This window comes from Frankia sp. CcCS3 (assembly GCF_977927575.1).
Genome location: NZ_CDWRCL010000071.1, coordinates 1 through 16,351, shown reverse-complemented (window position 1 = coordinate 16,351; position 16,351 = coordinate 1). Strand labels below are relative to the sequence as shown.

Annotated in this window: 13 protein-coding genes and 1 pseudogene; 9 read left to right on the top strand and 5 right to left on the bottom strand. The window is 69.7% G+C overall.

The window, feature by feature from the left end:
• Window positions 1–502 precede the first annotated feature (502 nt).
• Window positions 503–1,168, top strand: coding sequence for an endonuclease domain-containing protein (locus tag AC08OQ_RS08920; RefSeq protein ID WP_476600133.1), 666 nt, complete (start codon window positions 503–505; stop codon window positions 1,166–1,168).
• A gap of 138 nt (window positions 1,169–1,306) precedes the next feature.
• Here AC08OQ_RS08920 and AC08OQ_RS08915 read toward each other — a convergent pair whose 3' ends face one another.
• The 3 genes from AC08OQ_RS08915 to AC08OQ_RS08905 form a co-directional block, all read right to left on the bottom strand.
• Window positions 1,307–3,838 carry an ABC transporter permease gene (locus AC08OQ_RS08915; protein WP_476600135.1) on the bottom strand — a complete coding sequence of 844 codons (2,532 nt, stop codon included), beginning with the start codon at window positions 3,836–3,838 and terminating at the stop codon, window positions 1,307–1,309.
• A gap of 4 nt (window positions 3,839–3,842) precedes the next feature.
• Entirely contained in the window at window positions 3,843–5,252 is a 1,410-nt protein-coding gene (locus tag AC08OQ_RS08910; protein ID WP_476600137.1) for an ABC transporter ATP-binding protein, read from the bottom strand.
• A 347-nt stretch (window positions 5,253–5,599) separates the two neighbouring features.
• The gene (locus tag AC08OQ_RS08905) at window positions 5,600–6,511 is read right to left on the bottom strand and encodes a RecB family exonuclease (protein ID WP_476600139.1); all 912 of its coding nucleotides are present in this window, start codon (window positions 6,509–6,511) and stop codon (window positions 5,600–5,602) included.
• 85 nt (window positions 6,512–6,596) lie between these two features.
• On the opposite strand from AC08OQ_RS08905, the gene AC08OQ_RS08900 reads away from it, so the two are divergent.
• The gene (locus AC08OQ_RS08900) at window positions 6,597–7,799 is read left to right on the top strand and encodes a site-2 protease family protein (protein WP_476600140.1); all 1,203 of its coding nucleotides are present in this window, start codon (window positions 6,597–6,599) and stop codon (window positions 7,797–7,799) included.
• A gap of 44 nt (window positions 7,800–7,843) precedes the next feature.
• Entirely contained in the window at window positions 7,844–8,824 is a 981-nt protein-coding gene (locus tag AC08OQ_RS08895) for a tRNA (adenine-N1)-methyltransferase (protein ID WP_476600146.1), read from the top strand.
• A 93-nt stretch (window positions 8,825–8,917) separates the two neighbouring features.
• On the opposite strand, the gene AC08OQ_RS08890 is transcribed toward AC08OQ_RS08895, so the two are convergent.
• Window positions 8,918–9,217, bottom strand: a complete 300-nt coding sequence (locus AC08OQ_RS08890) for a ferredoxin (protein ID WP_476592861.1) — start codon at window positions 9,215–9,217, stop codon at window positions 8,918–8,920.
• A 143-nt stretch (window positions 9,218–9,360) separates the two neighbouring features.
• Between AC08OQ_RS08890 and arc the strand changes: the two genes are divergently transcribed.
• From arc to AC08OQ_RS08860, 6 genes are all read left to right on the top strand, one after another.
• Complete coding sequence (gene arc / locus AC08OQ_RS08885; protein WP_476600142.1) at window positions 9,361–11,166, top strand: proteasome ATPase; 1,806 nt, start codon at window positions 9,361–9,363, stop codon at window positions 11,164–11,166.
• Window positions 11,167–11,481: 315 nt separating this feature from the next.
• A complete protein-coding gene (gene dop, locus AC08OQ_RS08880; RefSeq protein WP_476592863.1) occupies window positions 11,482–12,999 on the top strand; it encodes a depupylase/deamidase Dop in 1,518 nt (505 codons plus the stop codon).
• 183 nt (window positions 13,000–13,182) lie between these two features.
• On the top strand, window positions 13,183–13,401 hold the full coding sequence (locus AC08OQ_RS08875; protein WP_476592864.1) for a ubiquitin-like protein Pup: 219 nt from the start codon (window positions 13,183–13,185) through the stop codon (window positions 13,399–13,401).
• 343 nt (window positions 13,402–13,744) lie between these two features.
• On the top strand, window positions 13,745–14,569 hold the full coding sequence (gene prcB, locus AC08OQ_RS08870; protein ID WP_476600144.1) for a proteasome subunit beta: 825 nt from the start codon (window positions 13,745–13,747) through the stop codon (window positions 14,567–14,569).
• Window position 14,570: 1 nt separating this feature from the next.
• The gene (prcA, locus tag AC08OQ_RS08865; RefSeq protein WP_023841072.1) at window positions 14,571–15,293 is read left to right on the top strand and encodes a proteasome subunit alpha; all 723 of its coding nucleotides are present in this window, start codon (window positions 14,571–14,573) and stop codon (window positions 15,291–15,293) included.
• A 185-nt stretch (window positions 15,294–15,478) separates the two neighbouring features.
• Window positions 15,479–15,769 (top strand): hypothetical protein, encoded by a 291-nt coding sequence (locus tag AC08OQ_RS08860; RefSeq protein WP_476600148.1) that lies wholly within the window; start codon window positions 15,479–15,481, stop codon window positions 15,767–15,769.
• A 112-nt stretch (window positions 15,770–15,881) separates the two neighbouring features.
• Here AC08OQ_RS08860 and AC08OQ_RS08855 read toward each other — a convergent pair.
• A pseudogene (locus AC08OQ_RS08855) lies at window positions 15,882–16,226 on the bottom strand (recombinase family protein); the annotation flags it as partial.
• Window positions 16,227–16,351 lie beyond the last annotated feature (125 nt).

Here is a 16,351-nt window from a genome sequence, read left to right as displayed (position 1 = left end):
TGGCTCATCGCACGCACGTGCGGAAGACAAGCCTAGACGCCCGCCAGGACGGGATGCTCACCTGGCCGCAGATCCGGGCGTTCGGTATCACCCGGCGTCAGCTCAACCGGCTGATACGCGACGATGCGTGGTCGGTTCCCTATCGGGGCACGTTCCTCCTGCCCGGTGCCCATGCCGTACGTGGGTCCGTGCGGGCTGCGTTGGTCGGTCGTCCCAGGGCCGTTGTCTGCGGTATCACCGCCGCGCGCCTTCTCGCCCTGGAGGGTCTTCCGAGGTCCCTGCCATTGTGGACGGGGCGAGCCCGCGGCCCGATGGGGCCCGATGGTGCGATTCCGTGCGCTCGCCGTCACGGTCTCCCATCGACCGCTCCGCCCCGGCAGGAGACCCCTCCCGGCCGGGTCTGCCGGGGTCGGTTCCCCGCGAGGCAACGGATACGGGGCGGCGACGAACGGCCTACCAAGCCGAGTCGGTGCATCTTCTTGTCCCCCCTGCGGTGGGCGCGGTGGCGCACACTCCGGGGCTGGTGGTGCACCGGGGCTGGTGCGACGCTGACGAACGGCGACTGCTGTCGGGTATTCCGGTGACGACGGTCGAGCGGACTTTGGCCGATCTCGTGCTGGACAGTGATCGGGAGACCGCGGTCAGCCTGTTGGACGCCGCCCTGCGGGGCGGGCATCTGGACGACGTCCACCGGGTGCGGGCGGCGGCCGCGCGCCGCTGGGGCACAGCCGAACGGCGAGGTTGGTTCGATCTGGTCGACCGACGGGCCGAGTCTCCGCTGGAGACGCGACTGCGGTTGTTGCTCACCGATGCGGGTCTGGCGCCCGAACAGCTCCAATGGCCGGTATGGGAGCCCGACGTGCCCGGCCAACTCTCACCCGGCGGTTCGGGCTCGGCTCCGACGACCTCGTCCGCCGGCAGGGGCCGATCTGCGGGGCTCGTTGCGCGGCTGGACATGGCCTGGCCCAGTTGTCTGCTGGCCGTCGAGGCCGACGGCGCCGCCTTCCACGAGGATCCCCACGCACTCTTCCGGGATCGGGTCCGGCAGAACGCCCTGCTCGCCCTCGGCTGGAGGCTCCTCCGGTTCACCTGGGCCGATGCCCTGAGCCGGCGAAGATACGTCGTGGAGATGGTGGAGCAGATGCTCCTCCGCCAGCGGCAGCAGTGACCTGGCGGGGGAGCCCGGGGGCCCGGGGGAGTTCGGGGGAGTTCGGGGGAGCAAGGCACGGTTCGCGGGGCCGGGACCGTGCCTTGCTCCCCCAGATTCGCCCGTTCCGGGTGCTGGCCGGTGCTGGTGGGTGCTGGGTCAGACGGCGGAGATGGCGCGCAGGACGTCCATGCGGGCGGCGCGCCGGGCGGGGAAGACGGCGGCGAGCACGCCGAGGATCGCCCCGGTGAGGACCACGAGCAGGATCGTCCGTACCGGGTAGGCGAACGTGCTGATTCCCAGGGAGGCCAGCGCCTTCGTCAGCGCCCAGCCGAAGATGCTCCCGACGACGACGCCCAGCACGGCTCCGAAGACCGAGATGATCATTGATTCAAGGATGACCATCAGCCTCATCTGCGACCGCGTCATGCCGACCGCACGCAGCAGACCGATCTCCCGGGTCCGTTCGATTACCGAGAGCGCCAGGGTGTTGACGATACCGAACAGTGCGATGACGACTGCCAAGGCCAGCAGCACGTAGATGAACCCGAGCAGCTGGTCGACCTGCTTCTCCTGCTGTGCGACGAACTCGGACTGGTCCCGGACCGCCACGGTGGCGAACGACTTGACCACCGTGGCGATCTCGGCCCGGACCATCGCCGGGTCTGCCCCGCTCGCCCTCTTCACCAGGACAAACAGGTCGAGGTCATCGGTGGAATGCCGGGCGAACTCGCTCGTGGAGATGATCCACTTGCCGGCTACCTGGCTCTTCTTGTAGGTGCCCACCAGGGTCAGCTCCGCGCGGCCGTCAGCGAAGGTGACCGGGACCTTCTGCCCCACCCGTAGCTGGTGGTCCGCGGCGGTGGAGTCCTCGGCCAGGATCGTGCCGTCGCCGAGGGCGTGGACGTCACCGGTCACCTCCTTGATGGCCAGCATCTTGACCAGACCCGCCGGGTCGCCGGCCAGCACCTGGGAGCTCTGCCCGGAGATCTTCACCAGGCCGCCCCGAAGACCCGTGGCGATCTCGATGCCGGGCTTGCCGGCCAGCTCGCGAGCCACCTCACCGCTGAATCCCTGCCCGAAGTTCTGGGGAGTCAGGTAGAAATTGGCGCCGAGGCTGTTCGACACTGTCTCCCGCACCGACTCCTTGATCGACTGTCCGAGCACGGAGAAGGCGCTGACCAGGGCGAGTCCGATCATCAACGCGGAGGCGGTGGAGGCGGTCCGGCGCGGGTTGCGCATCGCGTTCTCCCGGCCGAGCCGGCCGGTGGCCCCGAACATCCTCGCCAACGGTGCGCCGAGGATCCGGATGATCGGTCCGGACAGCAGCGGTGAGAGGGTGGCGACGCCGAGGAAGATCCCCGCCGCGCCCACCCCGACGGCGGTGGCTCCCGGCTTGCCCGCCGAGGCAGTGCCGAGGATCATCAGGACGATGCCGAGCGCGGTGAGCACCGACCCGGCGATCGCCCGGGAGCGCAGCGAGCGGGTCGGCAGCACGTAGGTCTCCCGCATCGCCGCGATCGGTGGCACCGACGCGGCCTTGCGGGCTGGCACGAACGCCGCCGCGGCGGTGATGAGCACACCGACGGTGTAGGCGATCACGACGGTGCGGGGGCGGAAGACCAGCGCACCGCTGGGCAGCTCCACGCCGAACAGGCCGACGGCGGCGCGCAGCAGCAGCGCGAGCCCCGCGCCGGCCACCAGGCCGGCACTGGCCCCGGCGAAGCCGACCAGCGCCGCTTCGACCTGCAGGGACACCTGGACCTGACGTTTGCTCGCCCCGATCGCTCGCAGCAGGGCCAGTTCCCGCACCCGTTGGGCGACGAGCATCGTGAAGGTGTTGAAGATGATGAAGGCGCCAACGAAGACCGAGATGGCGGCGAAGATCAGCAGAAAGGTGGAGAAGCCGCTGACGGCGTTCTGCACGGCACTGGCGCTCTCATCCGCTAACTGCCTGCCGGTGATCGCCTCGACACCCGGCGGGAGCGCGGCGGCGACTCGGGCCCGCAGCTCCTCCTGGGTCAGGCCGGGCTTGGCGGCCAGGTGGATCGCGCTGAACCGGTCGGGCGCGAGCAGGACCCGCTGGGCGGTGGCGGTGTCGAACGCGGTGATGGCGGCGCCCCCGAGACTGTCCTGACCGCCGATCCGGAAGGTGCCGACCAGGGTGTACTGCGCGGGCGGACCCTTGGTCTGCACCGAGATCTTTGCCCCGAGCGGCAGGTGGAGCTTCTCCGCGGTCGCCCGGTCGACGACGATCTCCCCGGGGCCGGGCGGGCGACCCTCGGCGATCTCCTCCGCCGAGGTGGGCTGATCCCCGGTCCAGCTGATACCGATCCCCGGCGCACCGTTGGTGTTCGAGGGCTTGCCGGTGGCCGGGTCGACGAGGACGGCCTGGCCGTTGACCTTGCCAACCGCCACCCGCACCCCGTCCACTCCGGCGGCGGTGGGGAGGAGCGAGGCCGGTAGCGGCGGGCGGCCGACGTCGCTCGTCGGGTCGATCGCGTTGACCGAGCGCACGGCGACGCTGACGTTCTTGTTGATGTTGGTGAAGAGGGTGTCGAACGTCCGGTTGAGGGTGTCGGTCAGGACCAGGGTCCCGGTCACGAAGCTCACCCCGGCGACGACCGCCAGCATGGAGAGCACCAGCCGGACCTTGCGGGCCAGCAGGCTCTTGAGGGTGGCGCGCAGCATCGGCTCAGGTCCAGCCCGCCGGCTCCGTGTCATCCGGGTGGTAACTGTCCCGTCCGCCGTCAACACGGCCGGGGCCGTCGACATGGCCGGAGCCGTCAACATGGCCGGGGCGAGGACCGAAACCGCCGGTGCGGCCGGGGTCGGTGAGTGGAGGCCCGCCGCCAGGGCTCGGCACCGGCCGGTGGTGGGAGCGGCCGGAGTGGTACTCCTCACCGTGGCGCGTGCCGCCGACCCGCCTGGAGGCCGGCTGCCCACCGGCGTCGGGCCCGAGGTCCGGGGCGGGGATTGCCTCGAACTGGCCGGTGCGCCGCTCCGGGTAATGGCTCTGATAGGGATCGTGCTCGTCCCGCCCGTAGGTCGGCTGGTCTGGGTAGACCTGGTCTGGGTAGCCACCGGCAGGCCCGTAGCGACCGTCGGTGTCGTTATGGTCGTCGCGGTAGCGGGGGGTGCGCCTGTCGGCGTCGTGTTCTTCGAAGCCACCGTCCCGGCCGTCAGCGATCTCGCCGTCGGCCGCCAAGCCGTCCGCGGCGGCGTCGAGGTGCTTCATCCGGTCCAGCACCTCCTCCGCGGTCGGGTTCGCGATCGCGTCAACGAGTCGACCGTCGGCAAGGAAGATCACTTCGTCCGAGTAGGACGCCGCCGTCGCGTCGTGGGTGACCATGACGATTGTCTGCCCGAGTTCGGAGACCGAGTCACGCAGGAACGACAGCACCTCGGCTCCCGACCGGGAGTCGAGGTTGCCGGTCGGCTCGTCGGCAAAGATGATCTCCGGCCGGGTGACCAGTGCCCGCGCGCAGGCAACCCGTTGCTGCTGACCGCCCGAGAGTTCGCTCGGCCGGTGCTTCAACCGCGGTGCGAGACCGACCGCGTCAACGACGGTGCGCATCCAGGCCCGGTCCGGCGAACGCCCGGCGATGCTCAACGGCAGCGTGATGTTCTCGGCCGCGGTCAGCGTGGGCAGCAGGTTGAACTGCTGGAAGATGAACCCGATGCGGTCGCGACGCAACTGGGTCAGTTGCTTGTCGGACAGCCGGGACAGGTCCACATTGCCGATGAAGACCCGTCCCCGGGTGACCGTGTCCAACCCGGCCAGGCAGTGCATCAGCGTCGACTTCCCCGACCCGGACGGCCCCATGATTGCGGTGAATCGGCCGCGGGGGAAGGCCAGGTTGATCTCGCGCAGTGCCGTGACGGTGGTATCACCGGAGCCATAGACCTTCGTCAGCTTGGCGGCGCGGGCCGCGGGTGCGGCGTCCGGTCCGTCTTCTCGCCGGCCGCCCGGGTGCTCGGGAGCCCGGCCGTCGCGGCCGGCAGCGTACTCGCCGGGCCGCGACCCGCGGTCCTCCCGGCCGGGCGGGCTGCCCGCGACCGCGCCCCGCTTCCCGCCTCGGGACGATCCGGTCCGTCGGGCCATCGTGATGTCCTCTCCCTCGCGGCGCGCTGTGTCTCTCTCGACGTCTCTCGACACGGTCTCTCTCGACACGTCGTGCCTGTCCTGCCTGCGCTCGGCCCCGACTGACCTGGGGCGGCCGTTCGGCTACCGTGGTCGATCTCCCCAACGACCGAACGATGATCGGCATCTCGCCGTCGCCGACTGTACCGCTGGCAGTACTGAAGATCCGATCGATATTACTTTTGGTAATCGGGTGATCTGGAGTGCCCCCGAGGAGGCCCGGTGGAGCCACCGCCGCCGGCGAGCCGAGGATGTCGGCACCGTAAACGGGCTGTCCGCGGGGAACGGGGCCCGGCCTGAGACCGCCATCAGCCGTCCGCCTCGCAGACGGTGGTGGCGGCCTCGTCGAGCGGCACCATGGATGTCTGCTGCGGTAGCGGTGGTGGGGTGCCGCCGAAGGCTGGGCATCGAGCCTGATGGTCGCACCAGGAACACAGTCTGTTCGGGGTGGCGCGCCAGTCCCCGGTGCGGTGCGCGCGGTCGATCGCCGCCCACAGGGCCTCGATCCGCCGCTCGGTGGCCCGCAGGTCGGCCTCGTCGGGGGTGGCCCGCAGCCAGGTGCGGTCGCCGAGGTAGTACAGCCGCAGCTCGCGCGGGAGCACTCCACGGATCCGCCAGAGCAGCAGGGCGTAGAACTTCATCTGGAACATCGCCGAGCTCTCGAACGCCGGACCGGGCGAGCGGCCGGTCTTGTAGTCGACCACCCGCAGGGCGGGTCCCTGCGCCGTGGTCGCCTCGTCGAGCCGGTCCAGGTAGCCCCGCAGCCGCAGGCCGGAGTCGAGCACGTGCTCGACGTACAGCTCGCGGGCCACCGGCGCCAGTCGTGACGGATCCTCCAGCGCGAAGTACCCGGCGAGCAGTTCGCGGGCCGACTCCAACCATGCCGCCAGTTCGTCGCGGCCACCGAACAGCGTATCGACCGCCGGCTCGCGGGCGCGCACCGTATCCCAGGCCGGCTCGACCAGCTCCCGTGCGGCCTGCAGGGTACGCCGGGACGCCGGGAGATCGAACAGCTTCTCCAGGACCGCGTGCACCACAGTCCCGCGGGTCGCGGCCTCGCTCGGCGGCTCGGGGAGCCGGTCGACGACCCGGAACCGGTAGCGCAACGGACAGTTGACGAAGTCCGCCGCCCGCGACGGTGACAGTGAACCAATCAACGGCCGGGGTGCGGCCGACGCCACCGGTCCCGGGATGGCAGGAGAGCGCTGCGTCGAGGTCATGTCCTGGACCCTAGATCCCCCCACCGACATCTTTGCCACTCGGTCCCGGACGACGGGTCGGAGTATGGTCCGTAGCATCGGATCCATGGCGGATCAGCACGGCGGCGCGGGTTCGGGCGGCGCAGGCTCGAGCGCCCACGGCGGCGCGAGCCCGGCGGGGCAGGCTCCAAGTGAGCGCCCCCCCGGCGTGCTGGTCGGGCGGATCCGCGGCGTTCCCATCGTCATCTCGCCGTTCGCCATCGTCTTTGCCGTCCTCGTCGCCTACCTGCTCTCCGGCTCGATCCGCGACCGGCTGCCGCTGGCGTCCGACGGGCGGACCCTCGCGCTCTCCTCGTTGATCTCTATCGGCTTCCTGGCCTCCCTGCTCGCCCACGAGATCGGTCACGCTCTGACGGCGCTGGCGTTCGGTCACACCGTGCGGTCCGTAACCCTGCACGGCTTCGCCGGGTTCACCGAGTTCGAGCCGGAGCCCCGCAGTGCCGGCCGCGAGTTCCTGATCGCCTTCGTCGGCCCGGCGGTCAACGGGGTGCTGGCCGCCGGCTGTCACCTCGGCCTGCTCGGCCTCGACGACACCAGCGATGCCGGCGCGGTCCTGCACGATCTCAGACTCATCAACATCGCGTTGTTCCTCTTCAACCTGGCACCCGGCCTCCCGCTGGACGGTGGACGGGTGGTCGTCGCCGCGGTGTGGGGCCTGACGCGCGACAAGCTGCGGGGGCTGCGGGCCGGTGCCTACGGCGGGTTCGTCGTCGCCGCCGGCCTGGTCGTCTGGGGTGCGTCGACCTCCGACGGCATCGGCATGGTGTACACCTATGCCCTGGCGGGCTTCCTCGCGTTCGCGGCCTACCAGTCGCTGCGCGCCGCGCAGGTGCGGGAGCGGCTGCCCGGCCTGTGCGCCGGCCGCCTTGCGCGCCGGACGCTGCCCGTCGAGGGTGCCGTCCCGCTGGCGGAGGCGCTGCGGCGAGCCCAGGAGGTCGGCGCCACCGCCGTCGCGGTGATCGACCGTGACGACAGTCCCCTGAAGATCATGAATGGCTCCGCGGTCGACGCGCTGCCGGAGCATCGGAGACCCTGGATGACCGTGGATGAAGTGAGTCGGGTGATCTCGCCCGGCATGGTCCTCGACGCCGATCTGGAAGGCGAGGCCCTGCTGGCGGCTGTGCAGCGGGTGCCGGCGTCGGAGTACCTCGTGGAGCAGGCGGGCCGCCCGGTCGGCGTGCTCGCGATGGTGGATCTCGTCGCCCATATCGATCCGGCCGCCGCCGCCCGCATGGTGGCGTCCCGGTGAGCGCCCCGCCCGACGAGCCGGTGTCCCCGGGGGAGGTGCCGTCCCTGGCCGGCGGTTACGCTCCGCCCCCGACCGGCGCCGCTCATCGCCGGGGCCTGTTCACCAAGGGCGACCGGGTGCAGCTGACCGATCCCAAGGGGCGCCGGCACACCGTCGTCCTCGAACCGGGCAGGCAGTTTCACACCCACCGGGGAGCCGTCGAGCATGACGCCCTGCTCGGCCGGCCGGAGGGGATCGTCGTCACCAGCACGGGTGGCACCGACTACCTGGCGCTGCGCCCGCTGCTCGTCGACTTCGTGCTGTCCATGCCGCGCGGGGCGACCGTGGTGTACCCCAAGGATGCGGCGCAGATCGTCACCTATGCGGACATCTTCCCGGGCGCCCGGGTGCTGGAGGCCGGCGTCGGGTCCGGGGCGCTGTCGTGCTCGCTGCTGCGTGCCATCGGCGACTCCGGGCGTCTGGTCTCCTACGAGCGGCGCGCGGACTTCGCCGAGATTGCCCGGCGCAACATCGAGGCGTTCTTCGGCGGCCCGCATCCCGCCCACACCGTGCTGGTCGGGGACCTGGCCGAGACAACCGAGCGTGACGTCGACCGGGCCGTCCTCGACATGCTCGCGCCCTGGGAGGTCGTTGACGCCGTCAGCGCGGCGCTGGTGCCCGGCGGGGTGGTCTGTGCCTACGTCGCTACCACCACCCAGCTTTCCCGGATCGTCGAGACGCTACGGGCGCACGGCACGTTCACGGAGCCCGCGGCGTGGGAGTCGATGATGCGGGACTGGCATGTCGAGGGTCTGGCCGTGCGGCCCGGTCACCGCATGGTCGGCCACACCGGTTTCCTGGTGACCGCGCGGCGCCTCGCCGAGGGGGTCACTCCTCCGGTGCGCCGCCGCCGGCCGGCGAAAGGCGCGCCGATCGGCCTCGACCCCGCCCTCGAGCCCGGGTCCGAGCCCAGCTCTGAGACCGGGTCCGAGACCGACCGGTCCCGGGATGCCGACCCAGGGTCGGCGACGATCCAGCCGATGTGACGTATCCCATGGGGTCCCAGGGGGCAGGCCATTCCCATGGGGTTCCATGGGGCAGGCCGTGGTCGCGAGTGTGCCGGCCGGGCGGGCCAGTCGTCAGCCGACGGGCCCGCCGGCCTCCAGCGTGCCGTCGGGGCGTTCCACGTAGATGCACGTCCCCGGGCACTCGTCGGCCGCGTCGACCACCGCGTCGACGAGCGGCAGCGGCACCGGGACGTAGGCGCCGGGCTGCATCTGCAGCTCCCCCGCGCTGTCCTTGACGTAGGCCAGACCGTCGACGTCGAACTCGAAGACGGCGGGAGCGAGCTGCACGCACAGACCGTCGCCGGTGCAGGCATCTTGGTCGACCCTTACCCGCAGGTCTGCCGAAACGCCCGGCTTCGCTGGAGTTGCCACAGGGCTCCGATCTTCTGTCAGCATGGCACCGTAACCCGCTGTTTACGGCAAAGCTGGATCGTCCTTGCCCGACCGGCCTGCCAGCGGCGGTCACAACGGTAGTGTGGGTGCGTCCCGGTCAGCACGGGGGAGGTGGAGGCGCAGTGTCCGGTCCCCGTTCGGGCTCTGGCTCCGATGGGAGCACGGGTCGTCCAGGTGATGCCGAATCACGGCGGTCGGCGTACGAGAAGGAAACACACGAGCTCACGACGCAGGTCGCCTTCCTGGAAGAGGAAGTGACCATGCTGCGGCGTAGGTTGTCCGAATCGCCCAGGCAGCTCAGGGTGCTGGAGGAACGGCTCGCGGAGATCCAGGCGGAGTTGTCGGCTGTCACGGGACAGAACGACAGGCTCGTCGCGACCCTCCGCGAGGCGCGAGACCAGATCGTCACCCTGAAGGAGGAGGTCGACAGGCTCGCGCAGCCGCCCAGCGGCTACGGGATCTTTGTCTCCTCCTACGACGACGGCACCGTCGACGTGTTCACTCAGGGCAGAAAGCTCCGGGTGACCGTGTCGCCGAGCGTCAACATCAGTGATCTCTTGCCCGGCCAGGAGGTCATGCTCAACGAGGCGCTGAACGTGGTCGAGACGCGCGCGTTCGAGCGGCAGGGTGAGATCGTCCTACTCAAAGAGGTCCTCGAGGGCGGGGACCGGGCGCTGGTGCTCGGTCACACCGACGAGGAGCGGGTGGTCATGCTGGCCCAGCCGCTGCTCGACGGACCGATCCGGTCCGGGGACTCGTTGTTGATCGAATCCCGTTCTGGCTACGCCTTCGAGCGGATTCCCAAGTCCGAGGTCGAGGAGCTCGTCCTCGAAGAGGTTCCCGACATCGGCTACGAACAGATCGGCGGCCTGAAGAGCCAGATCGAGTCGATCCGGGACTCGGTCGAGCTGCCGTTTCTGTACAAGGAGCTCTACCGGGAGCATCAGCTCAAGCCACCGAAGGGTGTGCTGCTCTACGGCCCGCCCGGCTGCGGCAAGACGCTGATCGCCAAGGCGGTCGCCAATTCGCTGGCCAAGAAGGTCGAGGCGAAGACCGGCCAGGGCACCGGTCGGGCGTTTTTTCTGAACATCAAGGGTCCCGAGCTGCTCAACAAGTTCGTCGGCGAGACCGAGCGGCAGATCCGGCTGGTGTTCCAGCGGGCGCGCGAGAAGGCGTCCGAGGGGATGCCGGTGATCGTGTTCTTCGACGAGATGGACTCGATCTTCCGGACCCGTGGCTCGGGGGTGTCCTCGGACGTGGAGAACACGATCGTCCCGCAGCTGCTCAGCGAGATCGACGGCGTCGAGCAGCTTGAGAACGTCATCGTGATCGGCGCGTCCAACCGCGAGGACATGATTGATCCGGCGATCCTGCGGCCGGGTCGGCTCGACGTGAAGATCAAGGTGGAGCGGCCCGACGCCGAGGCGGCTCGGGACATCTTCGCCAAGTACGTCGTGCCGGAGCTGCCGCTCTACCCGGATGACCTGGCCGAGTTCGGCGGTAACCGGGAGGCGACCGTTCAGGCCATGATCCAGCGCGTGGTCGAGCGGATGTACGCGGAGAGCGAGGAGAACCGCTTCCTCGAGGTGACCTACGCCAACGGAGACAAGGAGGTCCTGTACTTCAAGGACTTCAACTCCGGTGCGATGATCGAGAACATCGTCGCCCGGGCCAAGAAGATGGCGGTCAAGGAGCACATCGAGGGCGGGCAGAAGGGGCTGCGCATGCAGTACCTGCTCGCCGCCTGCATGGACGAGTTCAAGGAGAACGAGGACCTCCCGAACACGACCAACCCGGACGACTGGGCCCGGATCTCCGGCAAGAAGGGTGAGCGGATCGTCTACATCCGCACGCTTGTCACCGGAACGAAGGGTACCGAGGCCGGCCGTTCGATCGACACGATCGCGAACACCGGCCAGTATCTGTAACGGTCGCAGTACCTGTAACGGCCGGTACCTGTAAGGGGCTCGGGTCCCGCCCGACGGCGGGACCCGAGCCAACGCCGTGGGCCCCGGGGCCCACGGCGTTGCTCTGGGCGGCGTTGCTCTGGGCATTGCGGCACTGGCACCCCTGGGTGTATCCTTCCGCCCGCATCCTCGGTGAACGCCGGTCGGTCGGACTACCGTGCCGCCACCGAATTCTGACGATAGGCGTGGCAGCGGACGTGTCATCCCGAGCGGCCCAGAGCAAACAAGGCAGACGTCCGGCCAACCGACCGCCCGTGCAGCACCTACGCTTGCAGAGTGAGCGCGCGCCGGATCATGGGGATCGAGACCGAGTACGGCGTATCGGTGCCCGGTCAGCCGAACACCAATCAGATGTTGGCCTCGTCGTTGGTGGTGAACTCGTATGCCAGTCGAACGTCGGCGTCGGGCAGCCGCGCCCGGTGGGACTTCGAGGAGGAGTCACCGCTGCGCGACGCCCGGGGCTTCGAACTGCCCCGCGAGCCGGCGGTCGATCCGAGCGCCCCGGCTAACGAGGACGATCTCGGCCTGGCCAACGTCATCCTGACCAGCGGGGCGCGGCTCTATGTCGATCATGCGCACCCGGAGTTCTCCTCGCCCGAGGTCACCAACCCTCGCGACGTCGTGCTGTGGGACAAGGCCGGGGAGCGGGTGATGGCCGAGGCCGCCCGCCGGGCGTTGTCTGTGCCCGGCTCCAAGCCGGTCTACCTCTACAAGAACAACACCGACAACAAGGGCGTCTCGTACGGATGCCATGAGAACTACCTGATGGCACGGTCGACGCCTTTCGGGGAGATCGTCCGCAACCTCACCCCGTTCTTCGTCTCCCGTCAGGTCGTCTGCGGGGCCGGGCGGGTCGGGATCGGCATCGACGGCCGGGAGCCGGGGTTCCAGATCAGCCAGCGGGCCGACTTCTTCGAGGTCGAGGTGGGGCTCGAGACCACGCTGAAGCGGCCCATCATCAACACCCGGGACGAGCCGCACGCCGACCCGGAGAAGTACCGCAGGCTGCACGTCATCATCGGCGACGCGAACATGAGCGAGGTCGCCACCTACCTGAAGGTGGGAACGACCTCCCTGGTCCTCGCGATGATCGAGGACGGCTGGTTCACCGCGGACCTGTCGGTGGACGGGCCCGTGGCGGCGCTGCGGGCGATCTCGCACGATCCGTCCCTCAAGCATCTGGTGACTCTGCGCGACGGTCGTCGGATGACCGCGGTGCAACTGCAGATGGAGTACTTCGAGCAGGCCCGCAAGTACGTCGAGGACCGGTTCGGTGCCGACGTCGACGGCCAGACCGCCGACATGCTCTCCCGCTGGGAGTCGATCCTCGGCCGCCTCGAGGTCGACCCGATGAGCTGCGTCCGCGAGCTCGACTGGGTCGCGAAGCTGTCGATTCTGGAGGGCTACCGGTCGCGGGACGGCCTGGCCTGGGACTCGCCGCGGCTGGAGCTCGTCGACCTGCAGTACCACGACGTCCGTCCGGACAAGGGCCTCTACAACCGCCTGGTGGCCCGGGGCCGGTTCGATCTCGTCGTCAGCGAGGAGGAGGTCACCCGGGCGATGACCGAGCCTCCCGAGGACACCCGCGCCTTCTTCCGGGGCCGCTGCCTCGCGCTCTACCCGCAGCAGGTCGCCGCCGCGTCCTGGGACTCGGTCATCTTCGACATCGGTCGGGACTCGTTGCAGCGGGTGCCGACGCTGGAGCCGCTGCGCGGCACGAAGGCGCACGTGGGCGAGCTGCTCACCCGCTGCCCCACGGCGAGTGATCTGGTGGACGCGCTCGCCGGCCGCTGAGAGCCGGCGCCGATCCCGGTCGGGAGAGCCGGCGCCGGATCCCTGGCAGGGGGTTCACGTTGCGCCCTGGGCGGACGTCGCGACGGAACGGCCGGTTCGTGATGGAGTGGACCTCTCACCGATCGAACGGATGGTGTCGGTGGGGCGGGATAGTGTCGCGCCAGGCGATCGAAGGAGGGCTTCATGGCCACCAGGGACAGCGGCGGCGGGCAGCAACACGCGGACCGTCGGGCGGAGGAGATCGACGACGTCGCGACCGAGGACACGAGTGCCTCCGACCTCAAGGAGCGGCACGAGAAGCTCTCCGAGGACGTCGATTCCCTGCTCGACGAGATCGACGACGTCCTAGAGGAGAACGCCGAGGAGTTCGTGAAGGGCTATGTCCAGAAGGGCGGCCAGTAACGGCGGTCCGTAGCCGGCCGTCCGGTAACCGGCGGGCCGGTAGCCAGTGGTATCGGGCGTCGTGGATGACGCCCGGCGGTGGTAGCTCTGGCGGGGTCGACGCCGCCGGGTGAGGCCGCGTGCCGCGGGGGCCCGGCGCCGCACCGTCCGCGTGCCCCGGCGCAGGTCGGCGGGCCGCACGTGCGGCCGTGACCGCCTTCCCTGCCGACTCGTTCGACCGGCCTGCCCGCCCGCTTCGGGGGGCGATAGCCCTATGTTGTGCTTCATCTGTAACGTCGGGCCGGGAGCCTCGGGGACGCCCCGGGCGCGCGGCTCACGTGACCGACTATCGGAAGGGGGATGCGTGGCTGATCCATTGGGGGCCGCCGGGCGCCTACCGGCTGTGTTCATGACGCCGGGAACATCGTCGTTCGCCGATTTCCTGTCGCGGTCGGCGCCGCACCTGCTGCCGGGGGCCCGGGGTGGCCTGCCGGGGCCGGTCACCGAGGTGGCGCACGGCACGACGATCGTGGCGGTGGCGTTTTCCGGTGGCGTGATCATGGCCGGTGACCGGCGCGCGACACAGGGGCACATGATCGCTCAGCGGGACGTCGAGAAGGTCCATCACGCCGACGACTACTCCTGTGTGGGGTATGCCGGCACTGCCGGGGTCGGCGCCGAGCTGATCCGGCTGTTCCAGGTGGAGCTGGAGCACTACGAGAAGATCGAGGGGTCGACGCTGAGCCTGGACGCGAAGGCCAACCGGCTGGCGGCCATGGTCAAGGGAAACCTGCCGATGGCCCTGCAGGGCCTCGCCGTCGTCCCGCTGTTCGCCGGGTACGACCTCGACACGGGCAAGGGGCGGATCTTCTCCTACGACATCGCGGCGGCGAAGTCGGAGGAGCGCACGTACGAGTCGATCGGTTCGGGCTCGGTGTTCGCGAAGGGTTCGCTGAAGAAGCGGTTCCGGTCCGATCTCAGCCAGGACGACGCCGTCCGGATCAGCGTCGAGGCCCTCTACGACGCCGCCGACGACGACTCGGCGACCGGCGGGCCGGACGTAATCCGCAAGCTGTACCCGATCGTCGCGGTCGTGACGGCGGACGGCTACCGTCGCTATGCCGACGATGAGATAGAACCAGTGGTGACGGCCATCATCGCGGACCGTTCGACGAACTCGGGAGGCTGACGTGACCATGCCGTTCGGATACGCGAGCCCCGAACAGCAGGTCCGCGACAAGTCCGAGTACGCGCGCAAGGGCATCGCGCGGGGTCGCAGCGTCGTCGTCCTCACCTACGAGAACGGGATCCTGTTCGTCGCCGAGAATCCGTCGGCGACCCTGCACAAGATCAGTGAGATCTACGACCGCATCGCGTTCGCCGCGGTCGGCAAGTACAACGAGTTCGAGAATCTGCGGACGGCGGGCATCCGTCTCATGGACTCGCGTGGCTATATGTACGACCGGCGTGACGTGACCAGCCGCGCGCTCGCCAACGCCTACGCGCAGACCCTCGGTGCGATCTTCAGCGAGAGCGTCAAGCCCTACGAGGTCGAGATCGTCGTCGCCGAGGTCGGCACCTCGATCGCCGACGACCAGATCTACCGGCTGACCTATGACGGGTCGATCGCCGACGAGCGGGGCTTCGTCGCGATCGGTGGCGCCTCCGAGCAGGTCACGACGTCACTGAAGGAGCATCACCGGGACGGCCAGCCGCTCGCCGAGGCGCTGCGCGTCGCGGTGCAGGCCCTGACCGTCGGGGTGCCCCCGGGCCTGCCGCAGAATGGCGAGCGGGTCCTCGCGGCCGCCAACCTGGAGGTCGGCATGCTGGACCGGACCCGGACCCGACGGATGTTCAAGCGGATCGTGGGCCCGGCACTCGAGGGGCTGCTCGCGCAGACCTCGGCCACCTGACCCCGGCCACCCGACCGGCCCACCGTGTTCGCCGGCCATCGGTCGGTTCCTGGCAGGCCGCGATGTCCACCGGGGGAGGACTCCCCGAACCCCGGGATGCCGAGCTCCGCGTGGCATCCCGGGGTTCGAGTCTCACCCGCCCCACCATGTTTGGCATTGTACGAACCGCTCCTTTCGGGGGCGTTGTGGCTGGTAGGGCGGCGGCGGAGCTGCTTCTGCTTGGTGCGCAGGGCGGCGAGTCGGGTGGCGAGGGTTTTTTCGTCGAGGGTGCCGCGCTCGAAGGCGGACAGGTAGTGGTCGATGGCCTGGTCGGTCTGGGTGAGGTCGGTCTGGACGGTGGCGAGTTCGCCGATGCGGTCGGCGTGGGCGTTGTGGTGGAGCTGGCGGGCGTGGTGAACGGCGTCGGCGATGAGCTGCTGGTGGTCGCGGTAGAAGGCGGCGAGCGCGGTACTGCGGGCAGCGCATCCGGCCGGTGAGGTAGTAGTCGGAGTCGCTGGCGGCCCGGTGGGTGTGTTCGTCGCTGCGGATGGTGAGGATCTTCTCGGCCTCAGCGAACTGGGCCGCGTCGATGATCGGTTCGTGGGTGTCGGTGACGGTGATCTCGCGGAAGGTCAGTTCGCCGAGGTAGATGCGGTTGTCCAGGACGCGGAGCACCTGGTGTCCGGACCAGGGGCCGCCGGTGGTGGTGCGGTGGCCGCGTTCGTTGAGGGTCTTGGCGATGGCGCGGGTGCCGAGCCGGTCGCGGACGTAGAGGTTGAAGATCAGACGGACGACGGGCGCTTCCTTCTCGTCGGCGAGCAGTTTCCAGTTGGCGCGGTCGACCTGGTAGCCGAAGGGCCGGTTGCCGCCCATCCACAGGCCCTTGGCGGCTTTGCGTTCCATGCCGACGATGACCCGGTCGATGATCGTGTCGCGTTCGAACTGCGCGAACATGGCGAGCATCTGGAGCAGCATGCGGCCCATCGGGGTCGCGCGGGTTGCGGGTGGAGCGGGTGGAGCGGGTGGAGCGGGTGGAGCGGGACACTATCGCATTGACACGACGGCTCCACTAGGGCCTG